The sequence below is a fragment of the Kribbella sp. NPDC104740 genome (assembly GCF_055583505.1).
In genome coordinates, this window is the sequence record NZ_JBVJNV010000007.1 from 288393 (window position 1) to 308703 (window position 20311).

The 20311-nt window shown below is 70.0% G+C and carries 17 protein-coding genes; 11 read left to right on the forward strand and 6 right to left on the reverse strand.

Annotated elements, in window-relative coordinates; all coding sequences use genetic code 11:
• Positions 1–11 precede the first annotated feature (11 nt).
• From ACZ6Z4_RS31865 to ACZ6Z4_RS31895, 7 genes are read left to right on the forward strand one after another with little or no spacing between them, the layout of a single operon-like run.
• Positions 12–815, forward strand: a complete 804-nt coding sequence (locus ACZ6Z4_RS31865) for an RraA family protein (protein WP_465572807.1) — start codon at positions 12–14, stop codon at positions 813–815.
• Positions 816–837: 22 nt separating this feature from the next.
• Positions 838–2694 (forward strand): right-handed parallel beta-helix repeat-containing protein, encoded by a 1857-nt coding sequence (locus tag ACZ6Z4_RS31870; protein ID WP_465572810.1) that lies wholly within the window; start codon positions 838–840, stop codon positions 2692–2694.
• A complete protein-coding gene (locus tag ACZ6Z4_RS31875; RefSeq protein ID WP_465572816.1) occupies positions 2694–3452 on the forward strand; it encodes an SDR family NAD(P)-dependent oxidoreductase in 759 nt (252 codons plus the stop codon). Before ACZ6Z4_RS31870 ends, ACZ6Z4_RS31875 begins: the two co-directional genes overlap by 1 nt.
• Positions 3453–3461: 9 nt before the next feature.
• Positions 3462–4646 carry a CaiB/BaiF CoA transferase family protein gene (locus ACZ6Z4_RS31880; protein WP_465572819.1) on the forward strand — a complete coding sequence of 395 codons (1185 nt, stop codon included), beginning with the start codon at positions 3462–3464 and terminating at the stop codon, positions 4644–4646.
• Positions 4643–5752, forward strand: a complete 1110-nt coding sequence (locus tag ACZ6Z4_RS31885; RefSeq protein ID WP_465572822.1) for an extracellular solute-binding protein — start codon at positions 4643–4645, stop codon at positions 5750–5752. The genes ACZ6Z4_RS31880 and ACZ6Z4_RS31885 overlap by 4 nt, the downstream gene beginning before the upstream one ends.
• 3 nt (positions 5753–5755) lie before the next feature.
• Entirely contained in the window at positions 5756–6526 is a 771-nt protein-coding gene (locus tag ACZ6Z4_RS31890; protein ID WP_465572828.1) for an enoyl-CoA hydratase/isomerase family protein, read from the forward strand.
• A 5-nt stretch (positions 6527–6531) separates the two neighbouring features.
• Positions 6532–7467: an MBL fold metallo-hydrolase gene (locus ACZ6Z4_RS31895; protein WP_465572831.1), complete on the forward strand. Its 936-nt coding sequence runs from the start codon at positions 6532–6534 to the stop codon at positions 7465–7467.
• On the opposite strand, the gene ACZ6Z4_RS31900 is transcribed toward ACZ6Z4_RS31895, so the two are convergent.
• On the reverse strand, positions 7460–8194 hold the full coding sequence (locus ACZ6Z4_RS31900; protein ID WP_465572837.1) for a phytanoyl-CoA dioxygenase family protein: 735 nt from the start codon (positions 8192–8194) through the stop codon (positions 7460–7462). The two genes, ACZ6Z4_RS31895 and ACZ6Z4_RS31900, sit on opposite strands and share 8 nt — an antisense overlap.
• Positions 8195–8263: 69 nt before the next feature.
• Here ACZ6Z4_RS31900 and ACZ6Z4_RS31905 point away from each other — a divergent pair, with 69 nt between their 5' ends.
• On the forward strand, positions 8264–9151 hold the full coding sequence (locus ACZ6Z4_RS31905; protein ID WP_465572842.1) for a helix-turn-helix domain-containing protein: 888 nt from the start codon (positions 8264–8266) through the stop codon (positions 9149–9151).
• Between the two features lie 109 nt (positions 9152–9260).
• Here ACZ6Z4_RS31905 and ACZ6Z4_RS31910 read toward each other — a convergent pair whose 3' ends face one another.
• Entirely contained in the window at positions 9261–9848 is a 588-nt protein-coding gene (locus tag ACZ6Z4_RS31910) for a cob(I)yrinic acid a,c-diamide adenosyltransferase (RefSeq protein ID WP_363664727.1), read from the reverse strand.
• A gap of 216 nt (positions 9849–10064) precedes the next feature.
• On the opposite strand from ACZ6Z4_RS31910, the gene murA reads away from it, so the two are divergent.
• Together murA and ACZ6Z4_RS31920 are read left to right on the forward strand one after the other, a co-directional pair.
• On the forward strand, positions 10065–11351 hold the full coding sequence (gene murA, locus ACZ6Z4_RS31915) for a UDP-N-acetylglucosamine 1-carboxyvinyltransferase (protein ID WP_465572847.1): 1287 nt from the start codon (positions 10065–10067) through the stop codon (positions 11349–11351).
• 26 nt (positions 11352–11377) lie between these two features.
• On the forward strand, positions 11378–12571 hold the full coding sequence (locus ACZ6Z4_RS31920; RefSeq protein ID WP_465572852.1) for a trans-2-enoyl-CoA reductase family protein: 1194 nt from the start codon (positions 11378–11380) through the stop codon (positions 12569–12571).
• On the opposite strand, the gene ACZ6Z4_RS31925 is transcribed toward ACZ6Z4_RS31920, so the two are convergent.
• Positions 12558–15062, reverse strand: coding sequence for a DEAD/DEAH box helicase (locus tag ACZ6Z4_RS31925; protein WP_465572859.1), 2505 nt, complete (start codon positions 15060–15062; stop codon positions 12558–12560). The genes ACZ6Z4_RS31920 and ACZ6Z4_RS31925 overlap by 14 nt on opposite strands.
• 70 nt (positions 15063–15132) lie before the next feature.
• On the opposite strand from ACZ6Z4_RS31925, the gene ACZ6Z4_RS31930 reads away from it, so the two are divergent.
• Positions 15133–15909, forward strand: coding sequence for a class I SAM-dependent methyltransferase (locus ACZ6Z4_RS31930; protein ID WP_465572864.1), 777 nt, complete (start codon positions 15133–15135; stop codon positions 15907–15909).
• On the opposite strand, the gene ACZ6Z4_RS31935 is transcribed toward ACZ6Z4_RS31930, so the two are convergent.
• The 3 genes from ACZ6Z4_RS31935 to ACZ6Z4_RS31945 form a co-directional block, all read right to left on the reverse strand.
• Positions 15893–16714, reverse strand: a complete 822-nt coding sequence (locus tag ACZ6Z4_RS31935; protein ID WP_465572871.1) for an ATP-grasp domain-containing protein — start codon at positions 16712–16714, stop codon at positions 15893–15895. The two genes, ACZ6Z4_RS31930 and ACZ6Z4_RS31935, sit on opposite strands and share 17 nt — an antisense overlap.
• Positions 16715–16808: 94 nt before the next feature.
• Positions 16809–17972, reverse strand: coding sequence for a hypothetical protein (locus tag ACZ6Z4_RS31940; RefSeq protein WP_465572876.1), 1164 nt, complete (start codon positions 17970–17972; stop codon positions 16809–16811).
• 339 nt (positions 17973–18311) lie between these two features.
• Positions 18312–20240: a S8 family serine peptidase gene (locus ACZ6Z4_RS31945; RefSeq protein WP_465572881.1), complete on the reverse strand. Its 1929-nt coding sequence runs from the start codon at positions 20238–20240 to the stop codon at positions 18312–18314.
• Positions 20241–20311: the final 71 nt, after the last annotated feature.

The following is a 20311-nucleotide window of genomic DNA, read 5'->3' on the forward strand; positions in this document are numbered from 1 at the left end:
GGAGCCTCATAGTGAGTAGCGGTACCGAGCATGCCCTGACATCGCCGGTGTGGGACCTCCCGGTCCGTGGCGACGACCCGCCCGCGGCCGACCCGGACCTGGTCGAGCGGCTGGGCGCGATCGGGTCGGCGACGGCCTGCGCCCGGCTGCACAACCAGGGCATCCGCCGGACCTTCGTCGACGGGCCGACCACGATGAAGCCCGGTACGAAGGTCGTCGGGCGGGCGCTGACGCTGCAGTTCATGCCGCAGCGCGAGGACATCGCCGACGGCCAGTCCCAGGAGTACATCGAGCGCAGTACGGCGCTGTGGGCCGTGCTCGACGAGGTGCAGCCCGGTGACGTGCTGATGGTGCAGGCCTACGGCAGCCACACCACCGGCTGCTTCGGCGACATGCTGGTCCGCTACTTCAAGCTCCGCGGCGGCGCCGGGATCGTGGTCGACGGCCGGATCCGCGACGTGCCGCGGGTCTCCCAGCTGGACGTCCCGATGTGGACGACCGGCGCGACCCCGCACTACGCGTCGCAGTCCGAGCTCTTCCCGTGGGCCTACAACGTCCCGGTCGCGGTCGGCGGCGTACTGACCCTGCCCGGCGACCTGGTGGTGGCCGACGACGACGGTGCGGTGGTCGTCCCGCGGCAGCGCGCCGAGGCGGTCGTGCAGGCCGCGGCCGAGCACGACGAGTGGGAGAAGTTCAGCCGGCGCCGGATCGACGAGGGCGCCCCGCTGCGCGACTACTACCCCCTGAACAGCAAGACCCGGCTCGAGTACGAACGCTGGCGCGCCACGCAGAACGGCAACGGCGCCGGCGCCTGACTTCTTCGAGAGGACCCGCCCGATGTCCCACCCCAGCAGGAAACGAAGGGCGCTCGGCGCCGTCGCCACGGTGGCTGCCGCCGCCCTGGTGACGGTGGCCGCCGTCCAGTTCAGCACCCAGACCGCGGACGCCGCCAAGTGCGCCAAGTTCTGGGTGGCCCCCTATGGCAACGATTCCGCCAAGGGCACCGAGAAGGCGCCCTGGAAGACGATCACCAAGGCCCGCGACGAGATCCGGGCCCAGAAGCTCAACCAGTCGATGACCTGTGACATCACGGTCAACGTCAAGGCCGGCACGTACCAGGTCGACAGCACCATCCAGCTCGACCAGCGCGACTCCGGCACCAACGGTCACCAGGTGATCTACCGCAGCGCCGACGGACCCGGGACGGCGACGCTGTCCGGGGCCGAGGAGATCACCGGCTGGCAGCCGTACAAGGACGGCATCTACAAGGCCAAGGTGGACGCGTCGAAGCCGTTCTACACGCTGTTCGAGGACGGGAAGCGGGCCACCAACGCGCGCTACCCGAACCGTGGCAGCGACGACACCTGGTCGCCGTACCTGACGTCCGTCCTCTACCAGGAGGACAAGATGGACGTGCACAACTGGCTGTGGGGCAAGCCCGGTGACTGGGACCCGTCCTGGGACATGAGCCAGGCCTCGGTGACGATCTGGTCCGGCGGCTCGTGGAGCTGGTTCACCGACACCATCCCGCTGCTCGACACCAACTTCACCAAGACCCAGACCACGCTGAAGTACTGGACCCGGTACGCGATGGTGAACAGCCGCGGCGGGTCGCGGTACTTCTTCCAGAACTCGCTGAGCTTCCTCGACCAGCCGGGTGAGTACTACCTGGACTCCAAGGCCGGTGAGGTCTACTACAAGCCGCGCGGCGGAACCATGGACGGCGTCAAGGTGCTCCGGCCGACGGTGACCACCGTGCTCGACCTGGCCGGCGCCTCGCCGCAGGACCGGCTGCACGACGTGAAGTTCGACGGGCTCGGCGTCCAGTACTCCGACTTCGTCAGCTGGTACCGCAACGGGTGGGTGGCCGGTGGCGACTCCGGTGACCCGCACAAGTACCCGGAGTACGACCGGCAGATCGAGATGCCGCGGAACCGGTTCGGCGCGGTCCGGCTGACCAACACCAGCAACATCGACCTGACCAGGCTGCACGTGTCGGACACCGGCTTCACCGGGATCTACCTGTTGTTCGCCAACGACCACGTGAAGATCACCGACAGCCTGCTGGAGAACATCGGTGCCGACGGCATCAAGGTCGAGGGCGGCTGGCCGGGGGAAGGTGACCTGAGCAACCACCACACCATCAAGAACAACTACATCTCGCACGTCGGCGAGCTGGTCCCCGGTGACGCGGCCGGGATCGAGCTGATGGACACCGGGCACAACAAGATCGAGAACATCGTCGTCGAGCACAGCGCCCGGTACGGGATCAGCCTGGAGTCGCGGCCGGAGGTCAAGGACGGCGACCAGTACACCGACGGCAACAGCTTCAAGTACATCCGGCTCGAGCAGACCGGCCTGGACAGCGGTGACATGGGCGCCTTCTACAGCTACGGCGTCGGGAACCAGGAACCGCACCCGGTCAAGAACACCGTCGACCAGATGGTGATCGGCGACGTGATCCCGGACCCGTCGATGCCGGACGCCGGCGGCACCCGCGGTGTGCACATGGACGCCGGTGGCTGCGGCTACTCCTTCAGCAACGTCCAGGTCGGCAAGGTGACCGACCAGAAGTACCAGTCCTACCAGTGCAACCAGGTGACCAACGCCGACTGGGCAGAGGACTTCGACACCTCGAAGATGGAGTACGACAAGATCGGTGTGCTGCCCAGCTTCCCGTACGAGAAGCCCTGATGGACCGCACGCGTTTCGAGGGCAAGGTCGTCCTGATCACCGGAGCCGCCTCCGGGATCGGGGCGGCCTCCGCCCGCCGGTTCGCCGCGGAGGGCGGCAGCGTCGTACTGACTGACCGGGACGGCGCCGCTGCCGAGGCGCTGGCCGGCGAGCTTGGCGGCCGCGGCTACCAGTTGGACGTCACCGATCTCGACCGGACCCTCGCGGTGGTCGCCGCGGTGACCGCCGACCTGGGTGGCCTGCACGTCCTGGTCAGCGCGGCCGGGGTCGACGTGTGCGACACCGTGCCGAACACGACGCCGGCGCAGTGGCAGACGATCCTGGACGTCGACCTGACCGGCGTCTACAACTCCTGCCGGGCGGTGCTGCCCGGCTTCGTGGCCCAGGGCAGCGGTGCGATCGTGACGATCTCGTCGGCGATCGGGACCGTCGGCGAGCGCAACCGGTCGGCGTACTGCGCGGCCAAGGCCGGGGTCGAGAACCTGACCCGCGCGATGGCGCTCGACCACGGCCGCGACGGCGTCCGGGCGAACTGCGTCGCGCCCGGGCTGATCGACACCCCGCTGATCCGCAACGGCAAGGTCGGCGGCGCGGCCGACCCCGGCGCCATGCAGGCGATGGTCGACCGGCACCACGCGCTCGGCCGGATCGGGCAGCCCGCGGAGGTCGCCGCGGCGATCGCCTTCCTGGCCGGCGACGACGCCTCCTTCATCACCGGTGCGGTGCTCCCCGTGGACGCCGGCTGGACCGCACAGTAAGGACACACGATGGGAATCCTGGACGGCTACCGGGTGCTCGACGTCTCGGTCGCGATGGCCGGACCGCTGGCCGCGATGCGGCTCGGCGACCTCGGCGCGGACGTGGTCAAGGTCGAACCGGTCGCGGGGGAGTGGCAGCGGCACACCGCGGCCGGCGGCGCGACCGGGAACGTGGTGAACGCGTCGTTCCTGTCGCTGAACCGGAACAAGCGCAGCCTCGCGGTGAACCTGAAGGCCGCTGAGGGGCGCGAGTTGTTGTACGAGCTGGTGCGTGGTGCGGACGTGTTCCTGCAGAACTACCGGCCAGGGGTCGCCGCCCGGCTCGGCGTCGACTACGAGACGCTGCGCGCGCTGCAGCCGTCGCTGGTCTACGTGTCGGTGTCGGGGTACGGCGAGACCGGTCCGTACGCCGAGTGGCCGGGGCAGGATCTGCTCGTCCAGGCGATGAGCGGGGCGTTGTTCAGTGCTGGGCGGCCGGGGGAGCCGCCGGTCGCGGCGCCGTACTTCCTGGCCGATGCGGTGACGGCGTACAGCGCGTTCGAGGGCGTGCTGGCGGCGTTGCTGCACCGGGAGCGGACGGGGGAGGGCCAACTCGTGCAGGTGAACATGCTGGATGCGGTGATCGCGTTGCAGATGCAGGAGCTGTCGGTGCACACGGTGGGTGGGGTGCCGCAGACGCGGTCCGCGGAGGTGCACGCGCACAGCTACATTCGGGCACCGTACGGGATCTTCGGTACGGCGGACGGGTACCTGTCGCTGGCGTTCGCTGATCTGTCGGTGCTGGCGGAGGTGCTGGAGGCGCCGGAGCTGGCTGGGCTGGACGCTGAGCGGGACGGGTTCGTGCGGCGTGACGAGATCGCTGCTGCTGTGTCGGCTGCCCTGTCGAAGGATTCGACGGATCGCTGGCTGGAGCTGCTGCGTGCTCGGGGCGTTTGGTGCGGGCCGGTGTACGACTACGCCGATGTGCAGGCTGATCCGCAGGTCGTCCACAACGGGTCGTTCGTGACGTACGAACACCCGACGGAGGGCGAGGTGACGACGCCGGGGTTTCCGTACCGGTTCGGGCGGACGCCCGCTTCCGTACGGCGGCCGGCGCCGTTGACGGGTCAGCATACGGGCGAACTTCTGGAGGAGCTCGGGCTGCCTTCTGAGCGCTGGGCCGAGCTGGTCGATCGGGGAGTCGTGGGCTCGTGAGCATCGAGTTGCGGGGGCTCACCTGGGACCATCCACGAGGCTTTCGTCCGCTGGAAGCGTTCGAGGCCGCGGGTGGTGCCGACGACGTACGGGTGGTGTGGGACCGGCAGCCGCTGTCCGGTTTCGAGTCGCAGCCGCTGGAGGCGTTGGCCGAGACGTACGACCTGCTCGTGATCGACCACCCGGGGCTGGGCGCGGCGATCGAGGCCGGGGCTGTGCTGCCGGTGGAGGACGTGTTCGCGGGGGAGGATCTGGAAGTTTGGCGGTCGCAGGCGGTTGCTCCGACGTGGGAGAGCTATCGGTTGTACGGGCACAACTGGGCGCTACCGCTGGACGCTGCGACTCAGACGCTGTTGTACCGGCCCGATCTGGTGCGGGCGCCTTCTTCCTGGGCTGAGGTGCTGGAGCTGTCGGGTGTGGTGCTGTGTGTGGCGGGGCCGCATGCGGGGTTGAGCTTGCTCGGGATGGCCGGATCGCGTGCTGGAGACGGGCTGCTTGATCGGTCGCGGGCTGTTGCCGCGGTGGAGATGCTGCGTGCGGTGTGGCGGGCCGGCGATCAGGAGGCGGCCGGGCTGGACCCGATCGGGATCCACGAGCTGCTTGCCTCGGGCAACGCTGGTTGCTGCCCGCTCGTCTATTCGTACGCGTACTACGGCGCTGCTGCTGGTGACCGGCACGCGCTGGCCTGGTCGGCTGCGCCTCGGCTGTTCGAGTCGGACGGACCCGGCCTCGGCACGTTGGGCGGGACCGGGCTGGCGGTCACCAGGCGCGCGTACTCGCGGGTGCTCGCGGTGACCAAGTACGCCCGCGCGCTGCTCGACCCCGCGACGCAGCTGTCGGTCGTGTCAGCGGCCGGTGGGCAGTCGGCGTCGGCGGCGGTGTGGTCGTCCGCCGAGGTCGACGCGGCCTGGAACGGGCACTACTCGGCGACCCTGCCGACGCTATCGGCGTCGTACATCAGACCGCGCTTCGACGGGTGGATCGCGTTCCAGGACGAGCTGTCGGAGCGGGTGCGGGAGCTGCTCGGCAACGCCGAGGATCCCGGGCGCGCGGTCGACCGGATCGAGGCCGACTACCGCGCCCGGCGCGCGACGAAGGTGGGATGAGCGGTGGACGGACAGGTACGGTTCGACGTGAGCGGGCAGGTCGGCGTACTGACGCTGGACCGGCCGGCCAAGCTGAACGCGGCGACACGCTCGATGAGCGAGCAGCTCCTGGAGCTGATCCCGCGGATCGACGCCGATCCCGGCGTACGGGCGGTGGTGCTGACCGGCGCGGGGGAGCGGGCCTTCTCGGTCGGCAGCGACATCTCCGAGCTCGACCGGTACGACGGGCCGTGGGACTTCCGGAACCGGCGCGACTACTGCGACGCGCTGCGTTCGCTGCGGACGCCGGTGGTTGCCGCGGTCAACGGATATGCGTTCGGTGGTGGACTGGAGCTGGCGCTGTCCTGCGACATCCGGCTGGCTGCTGAGGAGGCGACGTTTGCTGCGGCGGAGATCAAGCTCGGTTGGATCGGTGGTGGTGGGGTGACGGCGCTGCTCGCGGCGAGCTTGTCGGCGAGCGACGTGGCGTTGATGTTGCTGACCGGTGATCCGGTCGATGCGTCCGAGGCGTTGCGGATGGGGCTGGTGTCGCGGGTGCTGCCGGCAGACGAGTTGTTGCCTGAAGCCCTTTCCCTGGCGGCCCGGATCGCGGCGCGGCCACCGATCGCGGCGGCCGCGGCCAAGGCGAACCTGCGGGCGGCGCTGTCGATGGGGCTGGAGCCGGCGATCCAGTACGAGCGGGAGCTGCAGGCGGTGGCGATGGGGACGCGGGACGCTGTCGAAGGGCGCGCGGCGTTCGCCGAGCGTCGTACCGGTGTGTTCGAGGGGCGGTGAGCGGCGTGCCGTTGGAGATCGCGCCGGGGATTCATCGGCTGGCGACGGACTACCCGCACGTGTGTGGGTTGCCGTTGTGGCTGCATGTGATCGACGCCGGGGACCAATTGGTGCTGCTGGACTCCGGGGTCTCGTCGACGCCCGAGGCCGCGACCGGGCCCGAGCTGCGGTCTTTGGGACTTGACTTGGGCGACCTGACGTTGGTGGTGAATAGCCACGCGCATCCCGACCACATGGGTGGGAACGAGGTGCTGAAGGCGCGGAGCGGCGCTGTCTTCGCCGCGCCTGCCGCCGAGGCGGGGTGGCTGGAGTCGAACGAGTCGCTGGTGTCGGAGTTGTGGGGATCGGATCCGGCGGCGATGGCGCTCGACGCTTCCGAGCGGGCCGAGCTGCTGGAGCAGCTTGGTGAGCGGGTGCGGATCGACGTACTGCTCCGGGACGGCGACCGGCTCCCGGCTGAGCGGCCGCTGCAGGTGATCACGACGAGCGGACACAGTCCCGGGCACATCGCCGTACTGGACGAGCGGACGCGGACGCTGTTCTCGTTCGACGACGTTCAGGGCCGGGGGCAACCGTTTCTCGACGGCGACGTCTGGCTGGCGCCGCTCTACACCGACGTCACCCGCTACACGACGGGTTTGCGCCGGCTGCTGGAACTGGACTTCGACGCGCTGATCCCGTCGCACGGTGATCCGCTGCCCGCCGCGGAAGGACGCGCGAAGATCGAGGTGTCGCTGCAGTGGGTCGAGGACGTACACGCGTTCGCTGCTGCTCTGCTCCGCCGGCGCAGCTCGCTCAGCGTGCGCGAGCTGGCCGGGGCGATCGGCACGGAGCTGGGTGACTTCGGGGGGATCAACCTGCAGACGGTTCGGATGGCGCGGGCGCACCTCGAACACCTCGCGCGCGAAGGCGGCGCCGAACCTCGCTGGCATCTCACCTAGCTGGACGGGGGAACTCGTCTCCGTTCAGCTTGTCGCCTCTGGTGAGCTTCAACGGGTCGGTCACCGGGTGCGGGGCGCCGGTGTAGACGGTCTCGGCGTCCATGTAGATGTTGACGTGCACGAAGCGTGCCTGGTCGGTCGTGTTGGGCAGCGCCATGTGCCCGGTGTAGCCGCTGTGGAAGGTGCAGTCGCCGGCCTTGAGCGGGAGTGTCACGCGTGGGGCGTAGCGCAGCTCGGGTGCGCGCGTGAACAGGTCCTCCTCGTCGCTCAGGTCCTGCGGCTCCAGATCGACGACGGTCTGCGTGCCGGGGAGGAACGTCATGCAGCCGCGCTCCGGCGGGACGTCGACCAGCGCGATCCAGGCCGACAGGGGGAGCCGGTCGTTGGTGTGCGGCCAGTACGGGCGGTCCTGGTGGAAGTGGGTGGCGGCGTTGCTGTTCGGCTCCTTCACGAGCATCTGGTCGTGCCAGATCCGGAGCGGGAACCCGGCGAGCTGCTCGGCTGTCTGGGCGATGCTTTCGTGGAGCGTGAGTTCCTTCAGTACGTCGTCGTGCTGCCACACGTTCACCAGCTGGCTGAAGATCGCATCCCGCTGCAACCGCTCGGCCCGATGCGCCTCCAGGTAGCTCGCCGCCCGCGTGCGATAACGCTCGACCTCCTCCGCCGTGAGCACTCCCGGCACTCGGACAAATCCGTTCTTCCGATACTCCGCAACTAGGTCTGTCATACCTCAACAGTCGCTTTTCCTGCCCTTCACGGCCAGGACAGTCCGCGCCTACCGTCGTACGATCCTGACATGCCCGAAACCCTCCACGAGGCGACCCTGTTCCAGGGCGGCCCGGTCTGGGGTAGCGTCCACCACCTCACCACCGGCGTCGACCCGCACGCCCACGACTTCCTCGAGCTCGCCGTCATCGGCACCGGCGCCGGCCGTCACCAGACCAGCAGCGGCGCGTACGCCGTACGGCACGGCCAGGTCCTCATCCTCAGACCAGGCGCCTGGCACGCGTTCACAGCCTGCGACAACCTCACCGTCGCCAACTGCTGCGTCTCCACCCGATCCCTTCGCACCGAGCTCAACGCCCTCCAACAACTCCCCACCTTCCGAGACCTCCTCTGGCCGACCACCGCCCACCACGGCACAGCCACCCTCCAGGTCTCACCCCGCGCGGCCGACGACGCCATCGACCTGATCACTCACCTGGCCACCCCCACCACCCCGGCCCTCACGCTGTCCCGCCTCACGACCGTCCTAGCCACCCTCGCCGACGGCCGCCCGACTCATCCCCCAACCCCACCCATCCACCCAGCAGTCACCACCACCATCACCCACTTCGAGGCAGCCCTAGCCCACCCGTGGACCCTCGACTCCCTGGCCCACCTCACCAACCTCAACCCCGCCTACCTCAGCCGCCTCTTCAAACACCACACCGGCCTCAGCCCCCTGGCCCACCTGGCCCGTCTCAGAGCCGAACAAGCAGCCCTCCTCCTCACCGACTCCACCCTCCCCACCTCCCGAGTCGGCGCCGCCGTCGGCTGGCCCGACCCGACATACTTCGCCCGCCGCTTCCGCGCGCTGGTCGGATTGACTCCCACCGAGTACCGCGCCCGCACCCGCCACACCAGAGCGGGAGAGCTGAACGGGCGCGACGAACCACACGCCGATCCATCGGAGGAGCTGTGACAGACGACGCCGACGCGTGGGCGACTGTTGCTGTGCGCGTGAGAGTGCCCGGGCTCACCGCGGAGGACGACGTGTAGCTCGGCCGTCGGGGACGGCCGGGCTTCGGCAGCTACTGCTTCTCGCGGTCTCCGCCGGGGACCCACAGGACATCCCCGCCGCTGGAGAGGTTGGCTACTCGGCCGAGGATGAACAGCAGGTCCGAGAGGCGGTTGAGGTAGGTGATGGCCAGGAGGTTCACCGACGGGCCGTGGGCCTCGACGGCTAGCCAGCCGGCTCGTTCGGCTCGGCGGACCACGGTGCGGGCGACGTTCAGATAGGCCGCACCCGGGGTGCCGCCGGGGAGGATGAACGACCGCAGCTTGGTGAGGCGGCTGTTGTAGTCGTCGCACCAGGCTTCGAGGCGGTCGATGTAGTCCTGGGTGATGCGCAGGGGCGGGTACTGGGGGTCGGGCTGGATCGGGTTGCAGAGGTCGGCGCCGACGTCGAAGAGGTCGTTCTGGATCCTGGTCAGCAGGACGACGATCGCCGAGTTCAGGTGGCCGGCGGCGATCGCGACGCCGATCGTCGAGTTCGCCTCGTCCACTTCGCCGTACGCCGCCAGCCGCGGGTCGGTCTTGGTCGTCGTGCTCATGTCGCCCAGGCGGGTCTCGCCGGCGTCCCCGGTCCTGGTGTAGATCCGCGTCAAGTTCACAGCCATGTCACGGCACTCTACGCAAGCCCGAAACCGCAGGGCGCTATAGGCCATGACCCCCTGTTCTGCGCGTGCTGCGCGACCCGCGGCGGGCACCTCGCGGCACTGGGGCCAAGGCCACGATGCTTCGCATCGCAACCTCGGCCCCAGCACCGCGAGGCACTCCGCCGCGCGCCTGCTCGCGACTGCGCAGAACAGGGGGTCATGGCCTATTGTCGGCGGGTGGAACGGTTCAGGATCTCTGGTGAGGCACGGCTCGACGGCTCGGTCGAGGTGCAGGGCGCGAAGAACAGCGTGCTGAAGTTGATGGCGGCGGCGTTGCTGGCCGAGGGGACGACGACGCTGCGGCAGGTGCCGGGCATCCTCGACGTCACCTTCATGGCCCAGTTGCTGGACACGCTGGGCTGCTCGGTGAAGGTCGACGGCGACGCCGGTACGGCGACGATCGCGGTCCCGGGCGAGATCGGCCACCAGTGCGACTACGAGCTGGTCCGCAAGCTGCGCGCCTCGATCTCGGTGCTCGGGCCGCTGCTCGGGCGCTGCGGGCGGGCCGAGGTGGCGCTGCCGGGCGGCGACAACATCGGGTCGCGCGGGCTGAACATGCACGTCGCGGGGCTGGAGTCGATGGGCGCGAAGGTGCACATCGAGCACGGCTTCGTGATCGCCGAGGCGCCGCAGGGGCTTACCGGGGCCGAGGTGTGGCTGGACTTCCCGAGCGTCGGCGCGACCGAGACGATCATGATGGCCGCGGTGCTGGCCAAGGGCACGACGGTGATCGAGAACGCGGCCCGCGAGCCGGAGATCCAGGACATCGCCGAGATGCTGGTCCAGATGGGCGCCCGGATCGAGGGCGCCGGGTCGCCGCGGATCGAGGTGACCGGGGTGGACGGGCTGCTGCAGCCGGTCGACCACGTCGTCGTACCGGACCGGATCGTCACCGGGAGCTGGGCGTTCGCGGCCGCCATCACCAAGGGTGACGTGACGATCACGAACGGGCACGCCGAGCACCTCGAGCTGCCGTTGGACAAGCTGCACAAGGCGGGTGCGGAGATCTCGGTGCTGGAGCAGGGGTTCCGGGTGCGGATGAACGACCGGCCGAAGTCGGTCGACGTCGTCACGCTGCCCTACCCCGGGTTCCCGACCGATCTGCAGGCGTTCTGCATCGCGATGAACGCGGTGAGTGTCGGCGCGGCGATGGTGACCGAGAACCTGTTCGAGGGCCGGTTCACGTTCGCGCAGGAGCTGACCCGGCTCGGCGCGCAGGTGCAGACCGACGGGCACCACGCGGTCATCCGCGGCGTCCCGCGCCTCTCCGGTGCTCCGGTGGTCGCGAGCGACATCCGCGCCGGCGCGGCGCTGGTGATCGCGGGCCTGGCCGCGGAGGGCGAGACGCTCGTCTCGGCCGCGCACCACGTGCACCGCGGCTACACGGACTTCGCGGGGAACCTGCGCAGGCTGGGGGCCGACGTCACGGTGGAGCCCGACGACGCAGAGCTGTACTGGAACTAGCTGCAAGGTCAGTTAGGGTCGTCCGCATGACTGAGCGTGTGGTGAAGCCCGTCGGCCGTGGGTTCCTGTTCCTCGACTCGCACCCTGCGGGGTGCGAGCGGGTGGTCGAGGACCTGATCAGCCAGGTCGACGCCCGTACGCCGGACCGCAAGCCCGTCGCACTCGTGATCGGCTCCAGCTCCGGCTACGGCCTCGCGGCGACCATCGCCGGCCTGGCGCGGTACGGGATCGACGGCGTCGGCGTCAGCTTCGAGAAGGAGCCGGGACGCCGTACGGCGACCGCCGGCTGGTACCGTACCGCCGCCACCGCCCAGTACGCCGAGAGCGCCGGCCGCCGCTTCCACTTCGTGAACGCCGACGCCTTCGCGGACACCACCAAGGACGACGTGCTCGACCTGGTCGCCAAGGAGTTCGGCCCGGTCGACTACCTGATCTACAGCGTGGCCGCCCCGCGCCGGGTCGACCCGCGCACCGGTACGACGTATCAGTCGGCGCTGAAGACCATCGGTACGCCGCACACGACCAAGAGCATCGCCTTCGAGGGCACCGACCCGGTGCTCACCGAGGCCAGCCTCGACGTGGCGACCGACGAGGAGATCGCCGAGACCGTCCAGGTGATGGGCGGCGAGGACTGGACCCGCTGGGTCGACGCCCTGGCCGAGCGGAACCTGCTGAACGACGGGTTCACCACGGTCGCGCTGACCTACATCGGCAGCGAGCTGACCGGCCCGATCTACCGGCAGGGCTCGATCGGCGCGGCCAAGGCGCACCTGGAGCAGACCGCCAAGGAGCTCTCGACGCGTGACGGTGTCAACGCTCTCACCTCGGTGAACGGCGCTGCGGTGACGCAGGCCAGCTCGGCGATCCCCGGCATCGGCCTGTACGTGAGCCTGCTGCACAAGGTGCTCGGCGACAAGATGCAGACCCCGATCCAGCAGTCGATCGCGCTCTGGGACCAGCTGACCGGTGAGACGACGCCCGACCTGGACGAGGACGGCCGGCTGCGGCTCGACCGTTGGGAGCTCGATCCCACCGTGCAGGACGCTGTGAAGGACCAGTGGAACGCCGTCACCCAGGACAACATCGCGACCGTGGCCGACGCGGCCTGGTTCTTCGCCGAGGTACGCCGCCTGTACGGCTTCGACGTCGACGGTGTCGACTACGAAGCCGAGACCGAGGTCGACGTCGCCTGGCCTGCCCAAAGCTCTACAGGGGCTTGAACGACACCATCTCCAGCACCAGTTCCCCGGCTTCGTCCGAGGCCCCGAGGTCGACCGTCGCGGTGATTCGCCAGTCGTGGTTGCCCTCGGGGTCGTCGATGATCTGCTGGACCTCCCAGTACCCCGGGTGCTCCTCGACCATGAACAGCGCCGGGCCGCGCGCGGCCGGACCGGTCCCGAGCGAGGAGTGCTCGGCGTAGTACGCCGTACCGGCCTCGGCCCAGCGCCCCGCGTCCCAGCCTGACTCGTTGTCGAGCTGACCGAGCTCGGCCCACCGGTGCAGCGCGACCAGCTCGACCCGGCGGAACAGCGCGTTCCGCACCAGCACCCGGAACGCCCTGGTGTTCAAGGTGATCCGGCGCGGCCCGGCGAGCACCGGGACGACGGCGACCTCCTCGGCGGTCGGGTTGGTCAGCTCCTCCCACTCGTCGAGCAGGCTGGAGTCGGTCTGCCGGACGACTTCGCCGAGCCACTCGATCAGGTCGGTCAGGTCGTCGTTCACCTTGTCCGGCGGGACGGTCTGCCGCAGCGCCTTGTACGCGTCGCTGAGGTAGCGCAGCATGATGCCCTCGGAGCGCGCCAGCCCGTAGTACTGGACGAACTCGCCGAACGTCATCGCGCGCTCGAACATGTCCCGGACGACGGACTTCGGCGACAGGCCGGCCTCGGCGATCCACGGGTGGGTCTGCCGGTAGATCTCCAAGGTTGCCTGCAGCAACTCCTCGAGCGGTTTCGGCCAGCTGATCTCGTCGAGCAGCTCCATCCGCTCCTCGTACTCGATGCCGTCGGCCTTCATCGACTGGACGGCCTCGCCCTTGGCGTGGTGCAGCTGCGCCATCAGCACGGCCCGCGGGTCCTCCAGCGTCGCCTCGACCACGGACACCACATCGAGCGCGTACAGCGGGTCCTCGGGGTCGAGCAGGTCGAGCGCCGCCAGCGCGAACGTGGACAGCGGCTGGTTCAGCGAGAAGTCCTTCTGCAGGTCGACGGTCAGCCGCAGCGACCGGCCGAACTCGTCGGGCGCGTCCAGCCGCTCGACCACGCCGGCGGTGAGCAGCGTGCGGTAGATCTGGATCGCGCGCCGGATCAGCCGGACCTGCGCCCGGGCGTCCTCGTGGTTGTCCTGGAGCAGGTGCCGCATGCTGGCGAACGCGTCGCCGTCGCGGGCGATCACGTTCAGCAGCATCGCGTGGCTGACCCGCATCCGCGACTGCAGCGGCTCGGGCTCGGCCGCGACCAGCCGGTCGAAGGTGTCCTCGCCCCAGGTGACGAACCCCTCCGGCGGCTTCTTCTTCTGTACCCGGCGCTGCTTCTTCGGGTCGTCGCCGGCCTTGGACATCGCCCGGACGTTCTCGATCACGTGGTCGGGCGCCTCGACGACGACCGTGCCGGACGTGTCGTACCCGGCCCGGCCCGCGCGGCCGGCGATCTGGTGGAACTCGCGCGCCTTGAGGATGCGTTGCCGGCGGCCGTCGTACTTGCTCAGAGCAGTCAGTACGACGGTCCGGATCGGGACGTTGATGCCGACGCCGAGGGTGTCGGTCCCGCAGATCACCTTCAGCAGGCCGGCCTGCGCCAGCTGCTCGACCAGCCGCCGGTACTTCGGCAGCATGCCCGCGTGGTGCACGCCGATGCCGTGCATCACCAAGCGCTGCAGCGTCCGCCCGAACCCGGAGCTGAACCGGAAGTGCCCGATCAGCTCCTTGATCTTGTCCTTCTCCTCCTTGGTGCAGACGTTGATGCTGGTCAGCGCCTGCGCGCGTTCCAGCGCCGAGGCCTGGGTGAAGTGGACGACGTAGACCGGCGACTGGTTGGTGACGAGCAGCTCCTGGAGCGTCTCGTGCAGCGGCGTGGTGACGTACTTGTAGACCAGCGGCACCGGGCGCTCGGCCGACGACACGATCGCGGTCGGCCGGCCCGTCCGCCGGTTGAGGTCGAGCTTGAACCGCTCGACGTCGCCGAGCGTCGCCGACATCAGGATGAACTGCGCGTTCGGCAGCTCCAGCAGCGGCACCTGCCAGGCCCAGCCGCGGTCGGGCTCGGAGTAGAAGTGGAACTCGTCCATCACCACCTGGCCGACGTCGGCGTCCGCGCCCTCGCGGAGCGCGACGTTGGCCAGCACCTCGGCCGTGCAGCAGATGATCGGGGCGCCGGCGTTCACCGAGGCGTCACCGGTCAGCATGCCGACCTTGTCGGCGCCGAAGATGTCGCAGAGCGCGAAGAACTTCTCCGAGACCAGCGCCTTGATCGGCGCGGTGTAGAAGGTGCGCTTGCCGTTGGCCAGGGCCGCGAAGTGCGAGCCGGTGGCGACCAGGCTCTTACCGGAACCGGTCGGGGTGGACAGGATCACGTTCGACCCGGTCATCACCTCGATCAGCGCCTCCTCCTGCGCCGGGTACAGCGAGATGCCCTGCGTGCCCACCCAGGTGGCGAAGGCGTCGTACAGGGCGTCGGGTTCGGTGGAGTCCGGCAGCTTCTCGGTCAGCGTCATCACCGACCATTGTCCCGTACGGCGCGAAAAGCCGTTGCGGGTGGCACCCTGCGTGCCTACGGTGCTGCGCATGCCCGAGGACCCGTACGGCGATGAGCAGTTGGTCGAGCTGTACGACGAGGACAACGCCGCTGGTGACGATCATGCGTACTACCGAGCGCTGGCGGACCGGATCGAGGCGGAGACGACCGCCGATCAGGGGGATGCGGTCGCGGGCCGGGCCCGCGGTCTGACGATCGTCGACCTCGGCTGTGGCACCGGGTTGCTGACGCGGACGCTGGCTGTTTCCGGGCGAACGGTGATCGGCGTCGACCCGAGCCCGACGATGCTCGGCTACGCCCGCCGTCAGCCCGGCGCCGACGCGGTGACCTGGATCGAAGGCGACGCTACTGCTCTTTCCGCTGATGCCACCGCCGATCTCGTCATCAGTACCGGCAACGCGATCATGCACGTCGAACACCTCCGGCACACGCTCACCCACCTGGCCGCAGCCCTGCGCCCCGGCGGCGTGATCAGCTTCGAGACCCGCAACCCCGCCCGCCGGGCCTGGGAGCACTGGACCTCCGAGGAGACCCAGCGCGAGACGCCGTTCGGCCTGCTCCGGGAGTGGATGGAGGTCACCTCGGTCGAGCACGGCCGGGTGACCTTCGACGCGTACAACGTGTTCGAGGACGGACGCGAGAAGGTCTTCACCACCGTGCTGTACTTCCGGACCGCCGACGAGCTGGTCGCCGACCTGGCGGCGACCGGGTTCGAAGGGATCGAGCTGCGGGGTGGTTGGCACGACGAGCCGCTGACCGATGACTCCGGCCTGATTGTCGTCCAGGCCGTCAGAACAGCACGCTGACCAGCTCGCCCGGATCACGCCCGGCAGGCCAGTCGCTGACCTGCCCGTCGCCGAGCTCGACGACCCGCCAGGCGCCGTCGGCCCGGCGTACGAGGTCGACGGTGACGAACGGCAGCGCCAGCTCGGCGACCAGCGGCTCGACCTCGATCAGATCGAGACCGGTCGGCAGCTCATCAGACGTGTCAGGGTGCGGCGTCGTCAGGACGCAGCGCCCGCCGACCCACCAGGTCCGCGCCTCGGCGCCGGTGAACTCCTCGTACCGCCGTACGACGAACCCGCCGGTGAAGGCGTCGTCGCGCAGCTCCAGGAACCGGGAGCCGATCCGCTCGACGGCCGCCTCGTCGGTGAGGTCGGGGAGGAAGCAGGCCTCGGCCCAGTAGTGCTTCATCGACTTCACGTAGTCGCGCAGCACGCCCGCGCCGCCGCCGAGCGCGCGGGTCGCCTTCAGCAGCTCGGTCAGATCGCGGCCGGCGGTCCAGACGGATTCGGGGGTGACGGTGCGGAGGCCCTCGTACCAGCCGGGCAGCTCGTGAGCCGTCCGGTACTCCTGAGCTGACGTCCGCAGCTGGACACCACCCGCGGCCAGCCCACGCTCGAACGACGCGTACTGCGCGGACGACAGCATCCACCCCCGGTACACCGCGTCCTCGGCCGGCGGCACCCGAAGCTCCGCCTCGCCACGCACCAGCGCGTCGTGGTCCACCCGCGCGACAACGATCCCCAGCTCGCGCGCAGCGTGGGCCTGCGCAGCGAAGTGGGGATCGTCGCGGCGCGGATTCAGCGGGTCCGCCGGAACCAGGAGCATGCACCGCATTCTCCCGAACCCGCACCGGTTTCGCCTCCCGATTCCGCGCGCCCGGCGGTGCGGGGCCCCTCAGCCCGAGACCACCGGGAGCCGGTCAGCGCAGCGCGTACGCCCTGGTCACGCGCTGGTCCACCTTGTTGCCTGCGGCATCGATCGCGACGGTGCGCAGGCTGACGAAACCGCTGCTCGGTTGCGTCAGCGAGGCCGTCCAGCCCGTCGCTGTCCGCCGCACGGCAGCGTTCACCCACGATCGACCGTCGTCGTACGACGCCTGAAGAGCAACCGAAACGATCGGCCGTCGCGGAGCGCCGTACTGGTGCTCAACCGTCAGCGGCACCTCGAACCGCCCACCCGGTGCCGCGTTCCGCTCGTCGAGCACCGGCGACCACCGGACGGTCATCAGCGGCAGCGCCGACGCCACCCCGTCCGGCGTCCGCGCCGACCGGAACGTCCACGCCACCTCGCTCCGCGTCGACAGCTTGAAGCGCTCGTCGGACCCCCGGGTGACCTCCTTCTTCAGCACGTACGTCGCCGGCTCCGCGGGCAGCGCGAACGTCTGCTGCTTGAACGCGTCCGACGCCCCGATCTCGACGCCGTTGCGTGTCACCGTCGTCCGCTCGGAGTCGGTCAGCGCGTCGCCGAACGTGCCCGCGCCGGAGCTGTACATCAGCGCCACCACGTTCAGGCTGTCCCCGTCGCGGAACGTCCACGGCTGCTTGTCCCGCCCGGGCAGACCGCCGCGCGCGTCGGTCAGGCTCGGGCCGAAGACGCCGCGCTGCCAGTTCACCTTCGTGGTCCGCCCGGCCGGGTAGACGACGTGCTGGGAGTCGACCAGCGCGGTGTACTCGACGCCGTCGTCGGGCAGCCGCCGGTACAGCTCGTTCTCGAACGCCCAGGCGACGCCCTTGGCCGAGTAGTACTCGTCGCGCTGGAACGGCAGGTTCATCACGACCGCCGGGGTGAACACGAACAGCGGCGTCCAGCGCCCGCTCGGCTCCGGCGCCTGCAGCGTCGGGTAGCTGTAGTTGTTGCCCTTCACACCTGCGTCCGCGCTCGCGTACGACGCGTCGAGGTGCGCGTAGTCGCGCCGGTCGGTGACCAGCGACGGGTTCTGCGGGACGCGGCCGGGCCAGGTCGTCACGTCGTGGTAGACGTACGGGCTGTCCAGGAAGAAGTCCCGGTCCGGGCTCTGGCCGTCCGGCATCCCGGCCCAGGCCAGGTGCGCGAACCCGGTGAACGTCTTCTTCGACCCGGTCACGTTCGGTACGACGTACAGGTTCGGGAAGAAGCCGGGCTCGAACGACGTCGCGACGCCGACCCCGCCGACGTAGGTCTCGTCGCCGAGCGGCCGGACGAACCCGACGCCCCCGGCGGCCGGGTGCGCTCCGGTGACCGGCGCCTTCAGCGCGATCTTGCGGGCCTTGCGGCCGTCGAGCGTGATGGTGCCGGGCTTGTCGACGACCAGGTCGGGCTCACCGAAGTACGTCGCGTCGCGGAAACCGAGGCCGTTGGCGTTGAAGACGGTGGTGAACGCGTCGACCAGGTAGCGGCCGCGGGGGAGCTGGAGCTTGTCGCCCGGGCTCGCCAGGTAGGCGACCTAGCGGTCGACGTCGACGAGGTACGCGCCGGAGACGTGCTGTTCGTCGTTGACCGCGGGCTTGCCGTCGCGGTCGAGCATCTTGAGCTCCTGCGTGAAGCTCGGGACCTGCTTGCCGACGCCGATGGTGCTGCGGATCTCCATCCCGTTGCCGCGGGCAATCAGCCAGCCGCCGTACGGGCCGTCGGGGACGTTGGTCGCGGTGTTCGCCGTGACGTCGACCGTCGCGGTGCCGTGGGCGGGGACCTCGAGCAGCGACTTGGCGAGGCGGAAGACCCGGGTCGAGGCCTGCAGGTGCAGCGAGAGCGAGACCGGCTTGCTGCTGTCGTTGCGGTAGGTGACCTGGCGCGTGACCGGCTTGTCGTCGGTGTGCGGAGCGGTCTGGAGGCCGAAGTTCAGGCTGCTCGGGCTCGCGGTGACGGTCTGCGTCATCGCGCGCTCGAGGTCGACCCGCCCGGCGCCCTGGGCGAAGACGCCGAGGCCCTTGAGGTCGAGCGCCGAGTTCATCAGCGCGGACTTCAGCTCGGGGGCTTTCCAGTCCGGGTGCAGCTGCGCGAGCAGCGCGGCGGCGCCGGTGGCGTGCGGCGCGGCCATCGACGTGCCCGACAGTTCGGCGTACGACGCGTTGACGGCGAACGACTCCAGCGGCGTGTTCGCCGCGCGGGCCGCGACGATCCGGTCGCCGGGGGCCGCGATGTCGGGTTTGACCGCGAGGTCGCCGAGCCGCGGGCCGCGGCTGGAGAAGGTGCTCAGCGTGTCGGACTTGGTGACCGAGGCGACGGCCAGCGCGGAGTCCGCGGCGGCCGGGCTGCCGACGGTGCCGTCGGCGCCGAAGTTGCCGGCCGAGGCGACGAAGAGCGTGCCGGTGCTCGCGGTCAGCTCGTTCACCGCCTGCGCGACCAGGTCGGTGCCGTCGGTCGGGCCGCCGCCGACGCTGAGGTTGACCACCCGGGCGCCGTGGGTCGCGGCCCACTGCATGCCCTCGATGATGTCGGAGTCCTCGCAGTTGCGGGAGCTGCAGATCTTGCCGATCATCAGGTCCGCGTCCGGCGCGACGCCGCGGTACTTGCCGCCCGAGGCCGCGCCGGTCCCGGCCACGGTCGAGGCGACGTGGGTGCCGTGCCCGACCCGGTCCACGACGCCGGTGTCGGTGGTGAAGTTGTCGGTGGCAACGACCCGGTCCCTCAGGTCGGGATGCGTGGCGTCGTACCCGGTGTCGAGCACGGCGACCCTGACGCCCTTGCCGGTGATGCCGTGCTGCCACAGCGCCGGCGCGCCGATCTGGGCGACGCTGCGGTCGAGGTTCGGCTTGATGCCGCCGTCGAGCCAGACCTTCTTCACCGTCGGGGAGAGAGCGGTACGGCGCTTCGCCTGCGCGGTGCTGGTCCAGCTGCGCCAGAGGGCTGTCGCCTTCGTGCGTTCCTGACGGACCGCGACGGCGTCGACGATCGGGAGCTCCTGGTCGACGGTGGTTCCGGCCGGGAGGGACTGGCGGACGGCGCGCGGCTGGCCGGCGTACCGGATCATCAGCGGGAGGGTCGGGCTGGAGGCGTCGTCGAGGCCGAGGTCGGCGAGCAGCGCCACGTCGAAGAGACGCGGGTCGACGATGCCGGCGGCGATCAGCGGGACGGCGTCGACCGGGACCACGCTCTGCTGCTTGCCGAGGGTGAGCTTGTGGAAGAGGACGCCCTCGCGGCCGGGTCCGGGGTGGACCTCGACACCGACGGTGCCGTCCTGGGTCTTGCGAGTGGTGACGCGGTCGCCGGTGACGAGGGTGACGGTGACCGGCTGCAGAGTGGTTGACCGTGAGGTTGCTGGCTGTGCGCTGGGTGCTGGTTGGTCACCGGCTGCTGGGACGGCCCAGGCGGTGCCGGCCACCAGAGCTACGGCGACGGCTGGGGCGAGCAGCCGGGGGTGGAATCGGGACAAGGGTCACCTCTCAGATGGGCGTTTCTGGGCAGGTTTCTGGGCAGGGTGAGACCCAGCTCCGGCACGGGGTC